10 protein-coding genes and 1 tRNA gene are annotated in these 18,997 nt (G+C 58.1%); 3 read left to right on the top strand and 8 right to left on the bottom strand.

From position 1 onward, the window contains the following. Window positions 1-22 precede the first annotated feature (22 nt). The 7 genes from VFQ24_18955 to VFQ24_18925 form a co-directional block, all read right to left on the bottom strand. On the bottom strand, window positions 23-2,080 hold the full coding sequence (locus VFQ24_18955) for a DUF4910 domain-containing protein (protein ID HET9180437.1): 2,058 nt from the start codon (window positions 2,078-2,080) through the stop codon (window positions 23-25). A 74-nt stretch (window positions 2,081-2,154) separates the two neighbouring features. Continuing rightward, window positions 2,155-2,230: transfer RNA gene (locus VFQ24_18950), tRNA-Ala, on the bottom strand. Window positions 2,231-2,350: 120 nt separating this feature from the next. Continuing rightward, window positions 2,351-3,313, bottom strand: a complete 963-nt coding sequence (locus tag VFQ24_18945) for a peptidyl-alpha-hydroxyglycine alpha-amidating lyase family protein (GenBank protein ID HET9180436.1) — start codon at window positions 3,311-3,313, stop codon at window positions 2,351-2,353. A gap of 55 nt (window positions 3,314-3,368) precedes the next feature. Continuing rightward, window positions 3,369-4,133, bottom strand: coding sequence for a dienelactone hydrolase family protein (locus tag VFQ24_18940; GenBank protein ID HET9180435.1), 765 nt, complete (start codon window positions 4,131-4,133; stop codon window positions 3,369-3,371). A 1,096-nt stretch (window positions 4,134-5,229) separates the two neighbouring features. After that, window positions 5,230-7,965, bottom strand: coding sequence for an ABC transporter permease (locus VFQ24_18935; GenBank protein ID HET9180434.1), 2,736 nt, complete (start codon window positions 7,963-7,965; stop codon window positions 5,230-5,232). 161 nt (window positions 7,966-8,126) lie between these two features. After that, a complete protein-coding gene (locus VFQ24_18930; protein HET9180433.1) occupies window positions 8,127-10,757 on the bottom strand; it encodes an ABC transporter permease in 2,631 nt (876 codons plus the stop codon). 363 nt (window positions 10,758-11,120) lie between these two features. Next, a complete protein-coding gene (locus VFQ24_18925) occupies window positions 11,121-11,462 on the bottom strand; it encodes a PadR family transcriptional regulator (GenBank protein ID HET9180432.1) in 342 nt (113 codons plus the stop codon). 183 nt (window positions 11,463-11,645) lie between these two features. On the opposite strand from VFQ24_18925, the gene VFQ24_18920 reads away from it, so the two are divergent. From VFQ24_18920 to VFQ24_18910, 3 genes are all read left to right on the top strand, one after another. Next, a complete protein-coding gene (locus VFQ24_18920) occupies window positions 11,646-12,590 on the top strand; it encodes a Gfo/Idh/MocA family oxidoreductase (GenBank protein HET9180431.1) in 945 nt (314 codons plus the stop codon). A 145-nt stretch (window positions 12,591-12,735) separates the two neighbouring features. Further along, on the top strand, window positions 12,736-14,988 hold the full coding sequence (locus VFQ24_18915) for a beta-N-acetylhexosaminidase (GenBank protein HET9180430.1): 2,253 nt from the start codon (window positions 12,736-12,738) through the stop codon (window positions 14,986-14,988). Between the two features lie 86 nt (window positions 14,989-15,074). Then, window positions 15,075-16,577, top strand: coding sequence for an alpha-L-fucosidase (locus VFQ24_18910; GenBank protein HET9180429.1), 1,503 nt, complete (start codon window positions 15,075-15,077; stop codon window positions 16,575-16,577). Window positions 16,578-16,647: 70 nt separating this feature from the next. Here VFQ24_18910 and VFQ24_18905 read toward each other — a convergent pair whose 3' ends face one another. Continuing rightward, the gene (locus tag VFQ24_18905) at window positions 16,648-18,741 is read right to left on the bottom strand and encodes an alpha-amylase family protein (protein ID HET9180428.1); all 2,094 of its coding nucleotides are present in this window, start codon (window positions 18,739-18,741) and stop codon (window positions 16,648-16,650) included. Between the last annotated feature and the right edge of the window lie 256 nt (window positions 18,742-18,997).

Here is an 18,997-nt window from a genome sequence, read left to right as displayed (position 1 = left end):
CAGGTTCCGAAAACACCTGCGGCTAATTGCCTTTGACGAATTCCACAAAGCCGTGATCGCGCAGGAAGCGAAAATACCCCACAAAATCGAAGCGGGTGGGACCCAGTTCCATTTTTGTCAGGTGGATGACTTGCTCGAGGCTCCGGTGCCCGTCGCACCAGTAGAGGGCGGAAATGGGAACGCCGGCCCAGGCGCCGGAGGGATACCCCTGGCGCTGATCGGGCGGAATTTGGTCGAGAGGGATGGTCCCAAAACTCTTGCGCTTAACGACGATCTGGGATGCAACCGCAGCTTCGGGGTCCGCCTCGGGGATGGGCTGGATGGAATTCTCAACGCCCAGCAGGCGGGCCCTTGCTGCAGCGGCGGCGCGAACGCGCTCGGCCTGACGATTTCCAAACTCAACGAGTTCTTTGGACAAGGGCGCCAGAGATGTCTGCAACTGCTGCTGCTGCTCTTCCGACGGAACCAGCCTCAGCACGGAGTTGACCGCCTGGGTTTGGCGTCCCACGCTGTAGTCGATTTCATCGAGCGCCTGTTGAAGAAGCCGGCCCAGATCACCCGGGCTGCCGGCGTCAGCAATTCGATCGAGGAAAGGGGAAACAGCATCCAGGACCTGCTGGTAGCCGTGGGTCTGGCTCACTCCCGCCAGCCAAATGGCCTGGGGAGTCCCAGCGTTCGCCAGGTAATAGAGATAGGCTGCGGAAACGGTCGAGATATCCCGAAGTGACCTGGTATCCACGCGGCCTGGAGTATCTTCACTGTTGTGGTGGGTCTCGACGCCGCTCCCGCTGTAGGCCCAGACGGTGGGAACTCCAATGGTGGGATCGCCGAGATAGCTGTCAGTGCCCGTCATGTAGGCATGTTCATGCCAGAGCCGATGGATTGCGGAAAAATATTCTTCCGCCACCTTCAGAATAAAAGCATCGGTGTAAGAGCTGGCGACTTCCGGGTCCATATAGAAAGTGTATTCAGTACCCTGCATGTCGTATTGGCCGGCGGGCGTGTCCAGACACCACGCGGCAATGGTGCGTTTGATCCGGTCCTGGTGGGTCGCGATGTAGGGCATCGACCCGTACATCTCCGGCATAGCCAGAATCCGGATTGTGCGCCGGGGGCGGGGCAGTTTTCCGGACGCAATCAGGCGATTCAGCGTTGCCATGGCCTCCATCAGGGCGGCCACGCCGGTGGCGTTGTCTTCCGCTCCTTGTTCGGCCGTGTGCCCAAGCGCCAGCACTTCTTCAGGTCCGGTCCCGGGAATCACGCCGGTCGTGTACGGATAGACTCCCTTGTAATAGCGGCTCTCCACCACAGCCTTGACGCGCACCTTGCCGTTCCTCGCCATGAGCCCGCGAAGAAGGTCCGCCTCCCGAGGCGTTATTGAGAAGCAGAGAAGCGGCGTGCTGCCTTTGATGAAAGCCCATCCGTTGTCGCCCCAGGCATTCATCCACTGGCGGCCGTCCCTCAGGCTGGGATTTTCTGTCCCCGTGTTGATGGCGCCGAGCGCGTGCGCCTTTGCCAGCGCCCATTTGATTCCGGCAGGGTTCTCGTCGGTCAGGGCCAGCTTGCCGCGCAAGTCCATCTCGGCGATCTTCTCCGCGGGCCAGTCTTTTACTTCTACGACCTCGGCCGTGATACCCTCCGGCGGCGTCGGGCCGCTCCATTCGCCAAGCGAGGTGGGGACCTTGCGGTAGTCGCACAATACGCGGAGATCAGCGGGAACCTGGGGGTCCACGATCTCCAGCTTTGCCTCTTTTACGTCCCACGCCAGAGGCATGGTCCAGAATCCGAACTGTGTTACACCGTCTGCCGGAGGCGTTCCGATCTCGACCTGCTGGAGTCCAATATCCTGCATCTGCACTTTGAGGTAGTCCGCGGTCTCCTGAAATTTGGCGAAGTTGAACCAGCGGTCGGTGGAATAGACGTTTCGCATGTACTCCATGGCCTGCTCGGGAAGAATTTCAGCGCGAACGTCCTGAATCAATGCGTGCAATTCCGCGGCGGGACTAGCCGGCGGCGCGGAGAATGCAAGCGGCGCGCTCAGAAGGATAAGAATCAGGACCCGGGAAAGGCTTGACCGCATTGAAAAGGACCTCCAGTAGATTTTGCTCCGGATCGCAAAGCAACCACTCTAGCCCACGGGCGAAATCCTAAGGCTGGTGGACCTGGGGAGGTTCGAACTCCCGACCCCCTGGTTGCAAACCAGGTGCTCTCCCAACTGAGCTACAGGCCCGATGCATGAAGTCTTCATTGATACTGCCCGGTAATCCAAGAACCGTCAAGTGGACCGCGAAGGGCCTGCACCCGCCTCGATGACGTGGCGCGGCAGCGGAGGTCCCCGTTCACTTTCTTCCTATTTTTCAGGTTGGAGCACCAGCTTCTGTACCCGCCAGTTGAGCAACTCTCCCACGAAAAGAACGTTCTGCGACGGACACGCCATCTGGTGTATCCAACCGAACTGGCCCGGCTGCTTCCCTGCCGTGCCGAATTCGCCCAGGATTTTGCCGTTCAAATCCAGCTTGTAAATGTGGCCGGGTCTCGAATCCGAACTGTAGATCACCTGATGGGGCGCCCTGGTGATGCACAGCGCCCACGGCGCGCCGACGTTCGTCCACTGGGCGATGAACTTACCGTCGGTATCAAAAACCTGGATGCGGTTGTTCTCGCGGTCGCCAACGTAAAGGCGGTCATTCGCGTCCACCGCAATCGTGTGCGGCGTGTGGAACTGCCCCGGCGCCGTGCCGCGCGTTCCCCACTCCTTCAACTTGTTGCCGTACTTGTCGTATTTCATCACGCGCGAATTGACGTAGCCGTCCGTCACAAAAATCTCGCCTTTGGAATCAAAGGCCACATCGGTGGGCCGGTTAAAGAGCCAGTCGGACGCCGCGGGCTCAGGCTGGCCGGGCAGCAGGTGGCTCGAAGGCTCCGGCCGCCGTCCCAACACCATCTTCACGTGCCGGCCCGTGGGGTCGAATTCCATCACCGTGCTCGAACCTTCGTCCACGCACCAGATGTTGTCATCCCTGTCGATCTTGACGCTATGCGCAAAAACAAATCCGTAAAGACCGTCGCCAATGGTGCGCAGGTAATTACCGTTCGAATCAAACTCCAGCAGGCGCGTTTTTTCGCCGCGATTGTAGACGAAAATGTCGCCCTTCGAATTCAGAGCCACTCCCGCCGCCTCGCCCAGATACATCCCCTGCGGCAGCTTCAGGAAGTTCGGGTCGGATTGATATGGGATTTTCGGAACGGCCTGCTGGGCTGCGAGCGGCGCGCAGACCAGAAGCAGAAGCCCTAAAATGAATCCTTGTTTCAAGCTGACCTCCAGAAAGAACTCCGCCAGATGCGCGGGAGTATCAGAATCGGCTGATCTACTTCAATGTGCTCGCCAGCAGTTCCGTCAATTTGCTGTAAGCGCGCTCAGCCTGCGGCTGGTTGTAAACGGGGGTGTCGGGAACTGTCCAACCGTGATGGGCGCCGTCGTAAACCTCGCTTTCATAATTGCCGCCCCACTCTTGCAAAGTGCGGTCCAACTTTGCAATGGCCTCGGCCGGCATCGTGCGGTCCTCGATGGCGTGCCCGAAATAGAGCCGCGCCTTGACGCGAGACAGCGCCAGGTGCGGACTCGCATCAGTGTCGGTGCATAATCGGCCACCATGGAATGACGCAGCAACGGCGATTTTGTCCGGCCGGGCGGCAGCCATGCGCAAGGCCATGGCCCCGCTGAAGCAGTAACCCACCACGCCCATCGGAGCATTGCTCGGCGAACTGTGTGCCGCCAGAAAGTCCAGGTAGTCGCCGGCATCACGCTCCATCGCTTCCGGCGTCAAAGGCTCCGCCAGCTCCGCGAATCGCTTCTTTGCCCGCTCAGCGTCAACGCGCCAATCGAAATCGATCAGCGGTGGGCGCCCCGTGCGGTAAAAGAGGTTCGGCATCAGCACCGTGTATCCTTCTCCAGCAAGCCGCCCCGCCATTGCTCGGTGCGCCGGGCGGACGCCGCCAATGTCGGTCAAATGAATCACGCCCCGCCACCGGGCGCCATCTTCATGCCGGTAGAGGACGGCATCGGTCGTTCCATCGTGCGTCCGAATTTCAACCTCTTCCTCAATCATTTCGGTGACCAAGCTCCGGCTCACAGACAATCTCGCAGCGACGGCAACGCCATAATGACGTCATACGTGGTTTCCCCAGTTTGTTGCGGTGCATTATGCCATGCGCAAGGCGAGCCCGCAAACCCGCGAGCCTCGATTGTGCAAGCGGTTTCCATCGCTTGGGGCGGGAGTCAGACGCGGTTCCGATTCAGTTGAAATCAGCGAAACTGATGAAGCCCGGTTGATCGTCTAGCCCCGGGCGGGGCAACTCGCGGCGGCAAAGTGAGAAATGCCCATTGGAACCGGGTACGTTTTTCGGCTCTCACGTATTATCAACAACATGGCCAGCTTCGTTTTCAGGTTCGTTCCGGTTTGTTTTTTCCACAGCTACGTGTTTTCAACAACTTCTCCGCTTCGTTTTAGGTTCGTTTCCGGTTCGTTTTTTAGCAATTTTCCTTTGTTTTCAACAACCTCTCCGGTTCGTTTTTAAAAAAACGTGTTTTTTTGTCCCATTTGCCTCAAAACCAGCGCGAAAAGTGCCTTTTTGGGGACTGCGAAAATTCGCTCGTTGCCGGCACGCATTCGTCTACCGGCCACTGAGAAAACCGCCGGGCCAACCATAGACCGTGCGCTGCAAACACTGTGCTTCATTCCCTGATCCTGCACCGCCAATTTGGCTGTTTAACCTGGCAGGTTTTGCCTGCCTCTCTGCAAGACTTGCGCCCGGCCCCGCGCCTTACCAGGAAGCATTATTGAGACTATCACGCTAGCCGACAAAAGTCAAGCAAAATCGGCGGGAAAGGCTGGAGGCAGGAGCCAGAAGTCAGGAGCGGCAGGTCGCAGACAGGTTCCGCAGTTAATCCTGGCGAAAACTTGTAGCGCGGGTTTATCCCGCCATCCGTGGCGGCGTAAAGCTGCCCCTCCCACTTGATTCAAATCCCAAATTCCAGGTTCCAAATTTCAGATCTCAGACACGTAACTCAGAATCCTGAACTCAGAACCACAAAGCCTTCGAAACTCGCAATTCGTAATTGAGATGCCCACCTGCTTTCATACTTCATTCAGAATTCATAATTCATTTCAATCGCGCAATCACCCAATCGCTCAATCACCAATCGGGGATGGCGCGGTGAACGCGCCGCTACTCATATCTGAGGGCCACCATGGGATCAACCTTGGCGGCTCGCCGGGCGGGGATGTAGCAGGCCAGAAGGGCGGCGAGAGAGAGTATGCCGGCTGCTCCGATCATCGTTACAATGTCGCGTGCTCCCAGCCCAAAAAGCATTTTCTGGAGCAGGCTCGTCGAGGCCAGCGAAAACCCTGCACCAGCGAGGAGCCCGGCCGCCAACACAGCAATCACATCGCGCATCACGAGCCTCAATATCGATCCCGGCTGTGCGCCCAATGCCATCCGAATGCCGAATTCGACCTGCCGCTGCCTGACCAGATAGCTGAACGTGCCGTAGAGGCCGATCATCGCCAGCAACAAAGCCAGTGCGCCAAAGAAGCCCGACAACAGCGCCAGCATTCGTTCCGGAACCAATGAATCGTTTACCTGCTCAGCCAGAGAATTGAACTGGAGAGGAACCTCACCGTTTACTTCTGCCACAGCAGCCTCAACACTCGGAACAATCGCCGAGGGTGGTATTGCGGTACGCAGTTCGAACTGCCCGGCGCCTTGCAGTTGCTGGGCGATTGGGAAAAAGGCCGTGGCGGGAGTCTCCTCACGCAACGATTCATACTTGGAATCCCGAACCACGCCGACTACTTCAATGGGAGGACCGGGCTGTCCGGAATCCTGCTCGACCCGGAACGTCTTCCCGAGGGGATCCAGGTGGGGAAAGAACCGCTGCGCAAGGGTCTGGTTGATGATCGCCACCTCGGGCGCGCCCTTTTTGTCGCCATCATTGAAGTTGCGGCCGGCCACCCTCTGCATTCGCAGCGTCTGGAAGAAGCCCGGCGAGACTGAGTTGAAGTAAGCCACAGCGTTCTCTCCGGTCAGACCTTTCGACCACTCCGTGCCGATGGCGCCGTTCCATTCAAAGCCGCTGATAGGAGTGAGCGCGGACCTGCCAATGGAGATCACACCCGGCAAGGCGCCCAGCCGGCGCTCAATCGCCTGGTAAGTCGCTTGCTGTTGTTCTGGTGGCACTTTCGCTACCGAAAGATTGGCGTCCACCAGCAGGACGTTGTTGCGATCGAAGCCGATATCCAGCGTGGCGAGCTTGGCGAAGCTCCGAAGCAGCAGCCCTGACGCCACCAGCAGGACCAGCGACATCGCCACCTGGCACGCCACAATCCACTTGCGGGCCCGAAAGCGCAGGGGATTTTCGATCTCCACGGCGTCGCCACCCTTCATTGCCGTGGTCAGTGATATGCGCGTGGAACGGAATGCCGGCAAAACCCCGAACAGGATGCCGGTCAGCAAGGCTATGGCTGCTGTGAATCCAAGCACGCGCCAGTCGAGAGAAAGATCCAGGAACACTTGATTATGGGTTGTCGAGAGGTAGCGCACAAGCAAAGCGCTGCCCCAGCGGGCGAACAGCAGTCCCAAGAGCGCGCCTGCCGAAGAGAGCATAAAGCACTCCGTCAGCAACTGGCAAATCAACCGCCGCCGAGTGGCGCCCAGAGCGCGCCGCACTGCGATCTCCTTGTGACGCGCAGCCGCGCGGGCCAGCATGAGGCTGGCAATGTTGGCGCAGGCAATCAATAGCACCAGGCCGACCACGGCCATCAGAATGTCGAGTGGCCGTTCGAAATTCCGGCGCAACGCAGAGGTACCGGTAGCAGCGCGGATTGCCGTGAGCGTTTTCTTCTTGAAGTTTTTCTGCATGCTGGGTGACCAGTCCTGCGGCGTGGCGGCGTCGAAAATCTGTGGAGAAATCACACGCAACTGTGCGGCCACCTGGTTCCGATTGATGCCCGGCTTGATGCGTCCGGCAACCATCAGCCACCACCAGTCTCGCTGGTCCAGCCGGGATTGCTTTCCGCGATCCCTGTCGAAGATTGCCGCGGCACAGATGGGCAGGGCCACGTCAAATTTTTCGCCCACGTCCATGCCGTAGAAGCCGGAAGGCGCAACGCCAATCACCTCGACGGGATGGCCGTAGAGCGAAAGGTTGCTGCCGATGGCGCTGTCCTGCCCGCCGAAATGGTCCTGCCAGAAACCATAGCCCCGCACGCCCACAGCCGGACAGCCGCGCCGGTCATCGGAAGCGGTGATCAGACGTCCGGCGGCAGGATGAAGCCCCAGCGAACTGAAAAACCCGCCACTCACCCAGACTCCATTCACCATGTGAACGGCGCCTCCGCCTGCCAGGTCGAACCTGTTCACGCTCCACGCGAAGAGGCCTGAGAAGACGTTCTGCCGGTCGCGTGTCTGCTCCCACAGCGGATTCGTAAAACTCGCGCCAAGCCAATTAGGTCCACGGGGATCCTGGACATTCAACTGCAGCAGTTCGTCGGGTCTCGATACGGGCAAAGTCCGAAGCAGCACGGCATTAATTAAACTGAAAATCGCTGTGTTGGCGCCGATGCCAAGGGCGAGGGTGAGAATGGCGACAAGCGTGAATCCGGGATTGCGGCGGAGTTGGCGGAGGCCGTAGCAGAGGTCCTGGACAACTTCCTCGATGATGCGGATGGTCCAGCGCTCGCGGCATTGTTCCTTCATACTGGCGACATTTCCGAATTGCCTCTGCGCGGCGTAGCGGGCGGCTTCCGGTGTCATGCCTTTGCGCAGGTTTTCTTCGGTGAGCATGTCGAGATGCGAATGGATGTCTTCATCCAATTGCTCTTCGAGGCGCGCCTTGCGGAAAATTCCGGCGAATTTCAAAACTAAGGTTCGCAGCAGAGCCATATCATGTTCCTTTGGTGGCATGGGCGTCCTGCCCATGAAGAATCACGGGCGAGACGCCCGTGCCACTGGTTGTGCGGCTTTACGCCGGGGGTCCCGGACTTGGCGCGGTCAACGCGCCGCTACAGCGTGCCCCTCGTTCCCACTCTTATTTGGTCAATAGCCACTCATCACTGACCACTGCCCTATTCATATCGCAGTGCCACCATCGGATCGACTTTCGCCGCTCGGCGGGCGGGGATGTAGCAGGCCACGAGCGCCACGGCGATGAGGGTGAGCGAGACGGCAACGAAGGTGAGCGGGTCGGTGGGCTTGACGCCGTAGAGCAGGCTCGCGAGAAATCGTGTCAGCGCCAACGCCCCGGCAACGCCAATTGCAACGCCAATGAGAGCCAGCTTCAGCCCCTGCCCGATGACCATTCCAAGAACATCTCTTTTCTGCGCACCGAGCGCCACGCGAATGCCAATCTCGTGCGTGCGCTGCGCAACGGAGTACGCCAGAACGCCGTAAATGCCCACAATGGTGAGAACCAATGCCATCAGCGCGAATGTGGTCAGCAACCTTGTCTGGAATCGCGGCTCGGCTGTCGTTACGGCAATCACGCTGTTCATGGAGGCGATCGACACAGGCTGGTTCTTGTCCACATTGCGCAGAACTGCACGCAGGCTTCCCGCGACGCTCTCCGGAGGCAAGGCGGTCCTCACCACAAAAGTCATGTGGCTCAGAAAGAACGGATTTGCGGCTTGAGAATAAGGCTGATATATGGCGGGTTCCGATTTTTTTGCCAGTCCTTGCTGCTTAATGTCACCCACAATCCCAACCACAGTGAGCCAATCTTTAGGCCCAGGTTCATCTTCCATCGAAATGCGTTTCCCAATGGGATCTTTGCCAGGCCACAACGTGCGTGCGACAGATTCGCTCACAATCACGACGCCCGGAGCAGTCGCCGTGTCCTCTTCCGTAAACTCGCGCCCGCGCAGCAGCGGTATTCCCATGACCCTGAAATAACCAGGGCTCACGCACGGTTTGTCCACCATGAAGCCCGGGGGCCGCGTTCCTCCTTCCACTTGGAATGTTCCGATTACCAAACCTTCGCCCAGTGGTATCCAGTTCACCATACCTGTCGCAAGTACTCCTGGCAGCCGGGAAAGCTCCGCGAGCGTTCGCGTATGAAAAAGTTGCATCTGACTTGCAGTGCCATAGATGGAATCCGGCAGGTCAACGGTCATGGTCATCACGCTATCGGGCGAAAAGCCCGGATTCACAGCCCGTAGCCTCAAAAAGCTCTTCAGCATCAAGCCCGCGCCCGTCAGCAGGATCACTGCAAGGGCCATCTCGGAAATCGTCAGCGCGCTTCGTATTCCCTTGTGCCCGGCACTCACGCCACGCCCAGTTTGTTTCAGAGATTCGCCTGCCCCGTGACGAGTGGACTGGAAGGCGGGCACAAAGCCCACCACCACGCCAGTGAGAGCCGAGAGGACAAACGTAAACGCCAGGACCCATCCATTGATTTGAATCATCTCCATGCGGGGAACTTTTCCGGCAGGCGCCAGCGCAATAAGAGCCCGGACACTCCAGAAAGCGAGCAACATTCCAGCCGCGCCCCCTATCAGCGAAACCAGAGTGCTTTCCGCGAGCAACTGGCGCGAGAGCCGCCAGTGGCTTGCGCCCAGCGTGCTACGCACAGCCAGTTCCTGCCCGCGGCCGGTTGCTCGTGCTAAGAAGAGGTTGGCCACATTTGCGCACGCGATCAGTAGCACGAATGCGACCGCACCGGCGAACACCAGCAACGACGGTCGAATGTTTGCGACCAACAAATCCTTTAATGGAATGATCTGCGGCAAGCCGCGTCTTTGACCTGGATCGAAAGGTAGACGCTTGGCGAATGTTTCGAGTTCGGCTTGCGCTTGTTGAGGGGTAACGCCTGGCTTCAGCCGCCCCACCACCGGCCGAGTGAACGAATTATGCTGGTTGATTCGAATGGCCAGCGGCATCCACACCTTCGCGCCGGGAAATGAAAATCCGGCAGGCATGACGCCGACCACCGTGCGGTTGACGCCATCAAGGCGAATGGTTTTTCCCAGAATTTCAGAGTCTGAGCCGAACCGCTCTTTCCAGAGTTCGTTGCTTAATACCGCGACACCGTCGTTTCCCGGTTCCCCCTCGCCTGCCAGAAACCTGCGACCGATGCTAGGATTTGTGCGAAGCGTGGCAAAAAAACTCGTCGTTACATACGCTACCGGAATCTGGACTGGATCGCCCGCCCCCGTCAGACTAGCCGTGGTTCCGCTGTTGCTAAAAGAAGCGATCTGCTCGAAAGCTCGGTTTTGGCCAAGAAATTCAAGATAATCGCGGTCCGCGACGCCGGGTTGCCATTCAAAGGGTCCGCCCCTCGGCGTCAGCGAGATCAGGAAGAGCCTGTCCGCCTCCGGAAAAGGCATCGGTCGTAACAACACTCCGTTGACCACCGTGAAAACTGCCGTGTTCGCCCCTATGCCTAAAGCAAGCGTGAGAACAGCGACTGCCGTAAAGCACGGGTTGCGGCGGAGCTGGCGGAGGCCGTAGCGGAGGTCCTGGGCGAGTTCGCTGACGAAGCGCATGCCCCACTTGTCGCGGCATTCTTCCTTCATGCTGGCGACATTTCCGAATTGCCTCTGAGCTGCGTAGCGGGCTTCCTCCGGTGTCATGCCTTTGCGCAGGTTTTCTTCGGTGAGCATGTCGAGGTGGGCGCGCACATCTTCATCAAGCCGTTGTTCGAGCCGTGCCTTGCGGAACAGGCCGATGAATTTTAAAAGCAGCATTCGTAACCCGGTCATGTCAACCCCCAAAACCTGTAGCGGCGGCTTTACGCCGCCAAACACCGACGTGGCGAGGTAAACTCACGGCTGTCCAAATTAGCTGGGAAAAGGCCATTTGGACGGGTTAAGCCCTTTGATTTCAATCGGCACGGTTGCCACCCCAAGATCAGGTTCCTGCTCTGGCCACCGGCTGTCCAAATTAGCGCGAGGTGCCACGCTGAAGTCGGAAAGCGTCCAAAACCCTGTTGGACCAGCGGATTTCGGCCCTATCGTGGCACCCCAGGCCCGGCCAAAATACGCACACTGGCTAGAGGCTGTCCAAATTAGCGAGGTTTGAAAACCTAATTTGGACAAGCCTAAGGTAAACTCGCCGCTACCAATTCATGCATCGCTTCCGGCCAGCAGGCGCGCGATGACGGCGGTCATCCGTTCCCAATTTTCGGCTTCCCTTTTAAGCTGGCGGCGGCCGGCGCGGGTCAGCGAATAGAACCGGGCGCGGCGATTGTTTTCCGAAACGCCCTCCCTGGACGCAATCCAACCCTTCTGATCGAGGCGCAGCAGCGCCGGGTAAAGCGTGCCCTGGTTCAGTTGCAGAAGGTTTTCCGACACCTGCTCGATGCGGCGCGCGATGCCGAACCCGTGCATCGGCCCCATGGTCTCCAGAGTTTTCAGGACCATCAGGTCCAGCGTGCCCTGCAGGACTTCGGCTTTTTCCCGGCTCATGCGCAAATACTCCTTTAGAAGATCAACAGGAGCCACAATACGCCCTTACATGTAGATTGTCAACATGAAAAGCAATCATTTGCGATTGGGTGATTGGTGGTTGGGCGATTGGAAGGATGAAAATCGAGCCGCAGAGTTGTGTTGGTTACGATTCTACCCAGAAATTGGCGTAGAATAGGCGGCATGCTGAAATGGCTAGTGATTGGAGTTGGAGACATCACCACCAAGCGTGTGCTTCCGGCAATTGAGGAAGAGGAGCAGAGCAAGCTGGCCGGGATCGTGACCCGCGATCCGGCGAAAGCCGGGCCTTATGGCGTGCCGGGATTCACCGACCTGAAGGAGGCGCTGGCGAAGACGAAGCCCAACGCGGTCTACGTGGCCTCGCCGGTTTTCATGCACGCTCCGCAGACGATGATTTCACTGCGCGAGGGCTGCCACGTGCTTTGCGAAAAGCCCATGGCCATGAATTATCCCGAGGCCGAAATGATGGTGGAAACGGCAGAGGCGGCAGGCCGCACGCTGGGCATTGCCTACTACCGGCGGACGTATCCCAAGGTGCATCGCGCCATGACCCTGATGCGCGAGGGTGCGATCGGACAGCCGGTGCTGGCCTACGCCTCCTGCCACTCGTGGTTCAAGCCGGAAGACGAATTCCGCGCCTGGCTGGTTGATCCCGACAAGGCGGGCGGCGGCCCGCTCTATGACATCGCCTCGCACCGGATCGATGTGCTCAACTTCATCTTTGGCCAGCCGGCGCGCGTGCGGGCGCAACTGTCGAACGCGGTGAACAAAACGCCGGTGGAGGATTGTGCAACCGTGCTGATCGAATACCTGAACAACGTCCGCGCCATTGTTGACGTGCGCTGGCACTTGCACGTGGAGCGCGACGAGTTCCGCATTATCGGCACTCGTGGCGAACTGGAACTGAGCCCGCTTAACAGCCCCACGCTGGTTTCTCCGCAGGGCCGCGAAGAGGTTCCCAACCATAAAAACATCCACTTCCCTTGCGTGGAAAATTTTGTGGAGGCGGTGCTGGACGGCAAGCCGCTGCTCTCAAGCGGCCGGACGGCCTTGTGGACCGACTGGGTGACGGAGCAGGCCGTGAAGGACAACCTGCGGTCCAATTGACGGCATTGCGGCAACCCAGCAACTGTCTACCCCGCCCGCCGGGCGATTGAGGACCTGGGTTTTGCTGCGCAAGGTCCGCCGCTTGACACGCCGGCCCATCGTCGCTGCATCGCTGAGGAAAGTTTGATTGCACAGGAGGCCCTTGATGATTTTCCCTGTCCCGCGCGAAGTGACCCGGCAGGACGGACGCCTGAAGGTGGATGGGTCCACCGTAATCCTCGTGCCGGAGCTTGCCTCGAGCTCCGACCTGTTTCTTGCGTCGTTCCTTTCGGCGGAGATGGCCAATCATTACGGGTTGCCTCTGAGAGTTCGTCGCGCGACTGCAATTCCGAAGGCCGAGCGATTCTTTCTGCTGGGTGACGCGTCGAATCCGCTGGTGCGGCAATATCGTGAGACTCGGGGAATCCAAGGCCCGAGCGGGAGTGCTCAGCCCGAAGGCTACGTGCTGGATGCGACGGAGCAGTCCGTGGCGGTCCTGGGGAACGACAGGCCGGGCGCCTTTTACGGAGTGCAAACGCTCCGCCAGATTCTCGAAAGGGCTGACGGCGGACTTTCCGTCCCGGCGCAGCAGATTATTGACTGGCCGCATAAGCCGTTCCGCGGAATCTACATTTTCCTGCCCGGCCGGCGCGACATTCCGTATTTCAAGCGGTTCGTTCGTGAAGTGATGGCTCCCTCGAAGCTCAACAAGCTGATTGTTGAGATGGATGCGGGAATGCAATTCGATCGTCATCCGGAACTGAATGCCGGCTGGATCGACTTTACCAAGGACATGAAATACACGCGCCGCGGGCGCTCGACCGGACCGCACGAGCAGTTCCAGGATTCCGGCAACATGGTTTTCACAGACGGCGGCGTGCTGGAAAAGGACGAGGTCGCGGAACTTGTGCAATACGCGCGGCAACATTACGTGGACATCATTCCGGAAATCTCCACGCTGACCCACTCCTACTACCTGCTGACCCGTCACCGCGAGCTGGCAGAGATCCAGGAGGCCGAGTGGCCCGACACCTACTGCCCAAGCGCACCAGCAACTTACAAGCTGGCATTTGATGTAATGGATGAATACCTGGAGGCGATGCAGCCGCGCCTGGTACACATCGGCCACGACGAATGGCGGATGCCCTGGGGAATCTGCCCGCGTTGCAAGGGAAAAGACCCAACCGTCCTCTTCGCCCAGGACGTGAATAAGATTTATTCGTACCTGAAAGAGCACGATGTTGAGGTCGCCATGTGGGGCGACCATCTGATCGAGCGAGTCCGCGGGAAGGTCCTCCAGGATGCCCGCAGCCCCGAGGGATATCATTACCAGACGCCCGGAGCGCTTTCCCCCCAGCAGGTGCACGACCTGATTCCAAAAGATATTTTGATCTTCAACTGGTTCTGGAACAACCGCGAAGAAGGCTCCGGCGAGGAGAATGATACCGAATTGGATGACTTCGGTTTCCATCAGGTGTACGGAAATATGACTCCGGAGATTCAGGATTACGAACGGCGAAGCCGGCGGCAAGGCGTGCTGGGCGGAGCTCCTTCCAGTTGGGCGGAAACCACCGAGTTCAATTTTGGCAAGGACATGATGTATGACATTCTCGGCTGCGCCAATCTCACGTGGTCGCCTCATCAGCTTGACCCTAAAGAAATTTCAGAGACGGTCCAGAAAGTGCTGCCTGTCTTTCGGCGACGAGTCTCCATGGAGCTCTGGCCGAGCGCTGACGATCCAGTGGAGGCCATCGACATCAGCGGGCATCTAAATGCGCCGGCTGGAAAAAACAATCCTCCGGGCATTGACTTTACCTCCTTGCGAAGCGGCATCATCCGCGCAAGCAGCATGGAATTTAATCTGGCCGACCCGGCCCAAAATGGCGGCAGGAACACCATCGTGGTTGCCACCGGCGATAAGAAAACCGAGCCGGGTGCAGCAACAATTCCCCTGGGTGACGACGTAAGCAGCATTGTTTTTCTCCATGCCTGTTCCCTGCCCGCGCAGAATTCCATGGCGTTTTTCGAAACCTGGGACGAAGCTGACACCGCGGACCTGCTCGGCTTTTATCAATTCGTGTACGAGGACGGATGGGTGGAAACCGCTCCCATTCGCTACGGTGTGAATATTCTGGAGGCCGGCTGGGGTAAAAAGCATGACCCGAGAAATGTGGCCTGGCAGGCCGAACTTGTCGATTCCGGCAAGACTGCCGGCGAGCGCATCTCGTTTTTTGCGTACGAATGGATCAACCCGCGTTTTGGCAAGCGCGTCGAGGAAATCCGGCTGGAGGGAATTTCCGGATTCAAAGACTTTCGCGACCTACCCACTGCCGGCAATGCCATCATGCTGCTGGCCGTGAGCGTGGTCAGGAAGCGGCCTGCGGGAAAACAGAGAGCAACCAGAAGTTCCCGGGCTTGAGCTGGCGGGCCTCGAAAGCAATCCGACAAGTTGTGCGTTAGCTCAAAATTCCTGCTGGCATTATCAGTCGTAAAAAAGGAGGGAAAATGCGGCGCCGACAATTTCTGGGCAAATCGGTTGCAGCATCGGAGGTCTTGCTCGGACTTGGCGGAGGAATGGCCTTCAGCCCGTACCAGAAGCCCGATGCCGCGCCGGAGTCACAGACCAGCGACCGGCCAACCAGCGGGCCGGTGTTCGATTGGCGCGATCTGCAACGCGGATTTCCCAAAACCGTCAATCCCGCTTACCGGCATGCCCCCGCAGAGGCTCTGGAGGCGTGGCAGGACCAGAAATTCGGCATCCGCGTTCACTGGGGCCTCTACTGCCTCATTGGCAGCGACGCCTCCTGGTGCTTGCCACATTCCTCCCGCGAGTTCCAGGATGTCTACAATACGCTCTACGAGTTTTTCAATCCCACCGATTTCGACCCGGACTCCTGGATGGACCTGTTCCAGCGCGGCGGAGCAAGGTTCTTCACCATCACCACAAAACACCACGAGGGGTTTTGCATGTGGCCCACCGAGACAGTGGTGAAGTCCATCAGGCGCGCGCCCCATGGCCTTTCCTTTACTCCCAGACATGAACCGAACTTTCAGGATTGCCTGATCCACTACAGCGTGATGGATTCGCCCTACAAAAAGGATATTGTGGGGACCCTGATCAAAGCGGCGCGAAAACGAGGAGTGGGCGTGGGCTTGTACTATTCGCACGTCGACTGGCACGATCCGGCATTTGCCTGGGACCCTTACAGCATGTATTACGACCCCAATTTCACCCCACAATCCGATCCCAAGCGCTGGCGAACGTTTATCAATCAGGAACGAAAACAACTTCAGGAGTTGATGACCTGGTATGGGCCGATTGACCTCTTATCGCTGGATATCGCATGGCCCGAGGCGGCGTCCCAGGAGATCGCCGAACTCGCCATGATGGTCCGGAAGCTGCAACCGAATATCCTGATGCGGCAACGCGGCATCGGGCCCTATGGAGACTACTACACGCCGGAGCGGGAAATTCCTGCCGATTTTTCCAAGGGAAACTGGATGGTGATCTACCCCGGCGGGCAGGCTTTTTCTTATCTGCCGAACGATGTTTATAAGCCCAAAGAATGGGTGCTGGAAAGCCTGATCGATATTGTCGCCAAGGGTGGAAATTTCCAGGTCGGCTACGGTCCCATGCCCGATGGGAGCTGGCCGCAGGAAACCATAGAGCGTTTGAGCTACGTTGGCGATTGGCTCAACGTCAACGGTGAAGCGATTTACGCGACCCGCCCATGGAAAGTTTATAAGCAAGGCGAGAACGTCCGATTTACTCGAAGCAAAGACGGCCGGCATCTTTATGTCATAAGCCTGAAGTGGCCTGGAAACCGCTTCGTGGTGGAACCAGTTCGCGCAGTTCCCCAAAGCCCTGTCGTGATGCTTGGCGTAGAAAAACCATTGGATTGGCAGCAGCAAGGCAACTCGCTGGCAATTGAAATCCCGCCGGAAGTGGCTGCCAACAAACCGTGCAAACAGGCTTTCGCCTTCAAGATCCGGAAAGCATCTGAGTGAGCTTCGCCACGCTCTACCGGGCCTCTGAGAAGCGTACCTCTACACAAGGCGAAGGCTCGCCGGCCTCAGGTTACCAACCCACAACAATCAGGGCATAGGTTTTCATTTCGGGAAGGCTGAAGGATGCGGCGTGCGGTTGAGTTTTGAAGGGAAGATCGACTGCCGCGCTGTGTTCGATTTCGTAAAGTTTTACGCTTTTCGCGGTTTCTCCCCCGGGCAGGCGGCAGACGATGTCGATGCCGGAAATTGAGGAGGCCGTTTTGGCGTTATAGTTCACCAGATGCACCATGGCGCGGTGCTGGTCCGGCTGCCAGACGAGATTCGCCACCAGGAATTCCGGCCCTGAGATCTCGACGGGCATTTCAGAGTTGGCCGCCCATCGAATCTCACCGATAAGTTCTTCCGAATTCGCCGGGCGCTTCCAGAACTTGTTGTCAATGGTGAAGTACGGCTCCGTCTTCGGAAGCGGTCCGTCAAAAGGGATTCCCGGGAAGTACACTACCCGACCCTTCCCCACCAATTTCCTGACCGGCAATCCAGAGGAGATCTTCACTGCTCGTACATGTTCTTCGTAGGAGCTTGCAGGCTGTTGCCCGTCCGCCAAACCTTTCAATCCCGGCTCGACCCGCAGCCGGCGCCATTCGTCGTAAAGGCCCGCCTGGCCGGTGGCAATCAATCCACCTCCGTTCTCAACGCAGCTTCGAATTTTTGCGATCTGCTCATCCGACAGACATTCCGAATCCGGAAGAACCAGGACTTTCAGGTTTGAGAGATCGGGCAAAGGCTCGTCAAAAATCAGATGGAACGGGACGCGCGATTGGATTAGGGCCTGCTCAACCAGGATGGCGCTCAATTGCGCTCTGGCGTTGTGATAAGTAATGGAGGGATAGGACCGCAAAACGCCAACGGTGGCCAGATCGAGCGCTCCAACGAACAGGTCGCGGTGCTTCCTGTAGAATGCGATGTAATCGAGCATCCAAACCGAAAGCGGAGCGATGCCTGCCCTGCCAATCGTCTGGTTGAAGGCCAGCTTTTCCGCTGTGGCCACTTCGCTGGGAGATACGGTCACCAGAACGTTGTCATAAGCCCGCGCCAGCTTGTAACTCCGGATCTTGGAAACAAGCCGCCCATCCTCGGGAAAGTATTCAGCGAAATTTTCCTCTTCCGTCACATAGGCGTCCGTCGAAGTAAGCAGCCGGCAGTGATCGATGCCATTCATCCATGCGCGGTTTCCGCCTGTAATGCCGTGAGGATTGATTTCGATAGCCACTTCAGGATTGAGCGACTTTGCGTACTCGGCCATCTGCCTCAGAGCGTCTGCCATCACCTGGCAGCGGAAATCAACCCACTCCTGGATGGCCGGATCGAAGACGATCGCCATCCTCTCCGGCGGATTATTCCGGTTCCACTGCGGCGGATTAATATGGTCAACATTCTCGAATCCAAATCGCTGCCGAAGTTTTTCCGGCGAATACTTGGACCTCAAGTAAGTTCGGAATCCGTTGACGCAACTCGGACTGTGACAGGAATCGGGTTCGGGGTTGAGATCGAAATTATCAAAATGGATGTAGTCCGTCTTAACCTCCTCGACCGCAAAGCGAACCAGCTTCTTGAGATACGCGAGGTATTCCTGGTTTGAAAAGCACGGGCGATAGCGGAAAGATTGCTGGTAGCCATAAGTCAGCAGGATGGGCAAACCGCTGGCGTCCCGCTGAATCCAGTCCTTGGCGCGCGGCTCCTCGGCGAAAAATGTCTCGTACATCATGGTGTTCCACTGGAGATAGGTGTCAATCTTCATCCCATAGCGATGGGCAATTTCGGCGGTCCGCTTGGTCTCCAGCATCTCCGGCATTTCGGCAGCCATTCCAAACCCCTTGTAGAAGTGGGTATGGAAGACCTCGACGCCCTGGTCTTTGAGCTGGCGGATCAGGGCCTCACTCTGGTTCCAATCGTGGATTTTCCTGGCATCGAGCTCTTCGCCCCCGCGCCGGAGAACATAAATGTAGGGCTCATGGAGCCCGCCTGCCGTGATAAATCCGTTTCGGACCCAGCGCGCTCCTTTCAGTGGATCCGCGTTGGCGGGAAAACCGCTTGCCCCGATGTTCCCGACCTGCGACGCAACCATTCCAGCCATGACACTGCCCATAAAATCTCTGCGGTCCATCACTTCCTCCAGGCATGAAACGGAGTTATAAACGTCGGGGAGTATAGCACAGGGGCAGGGGCTGGTTTTGCGTCCTCAATGGCACTGGCCACGCCCCTCAGACTCATCTTCCCTTCACTGAGGACTAAATAGACTGGACGATGTGGTCCCGTTGCTTGAAGCCAAACGAGCGAACTCCTTGCAGGCGCCCAATTATCCTTCACAACGCTCGACCGCAGGTCAAAATGGCCAGCTTCCCCTTCTGACCGGCGCCCTT

Source organism: Terriglobia bacterium (genome assembly GCA_035712365.1).
In the GTDB taxonomy this organism is placed as follows: domain Bacteria; phylum Acidobacteriota; class Terriglobia; order UBA7540; family UBA7540; genus SCRD01.
Note: the sequence above shows the minus strand (reverse complement) of the source record. Positions and strands in the feature narration are given on the sequence as shown.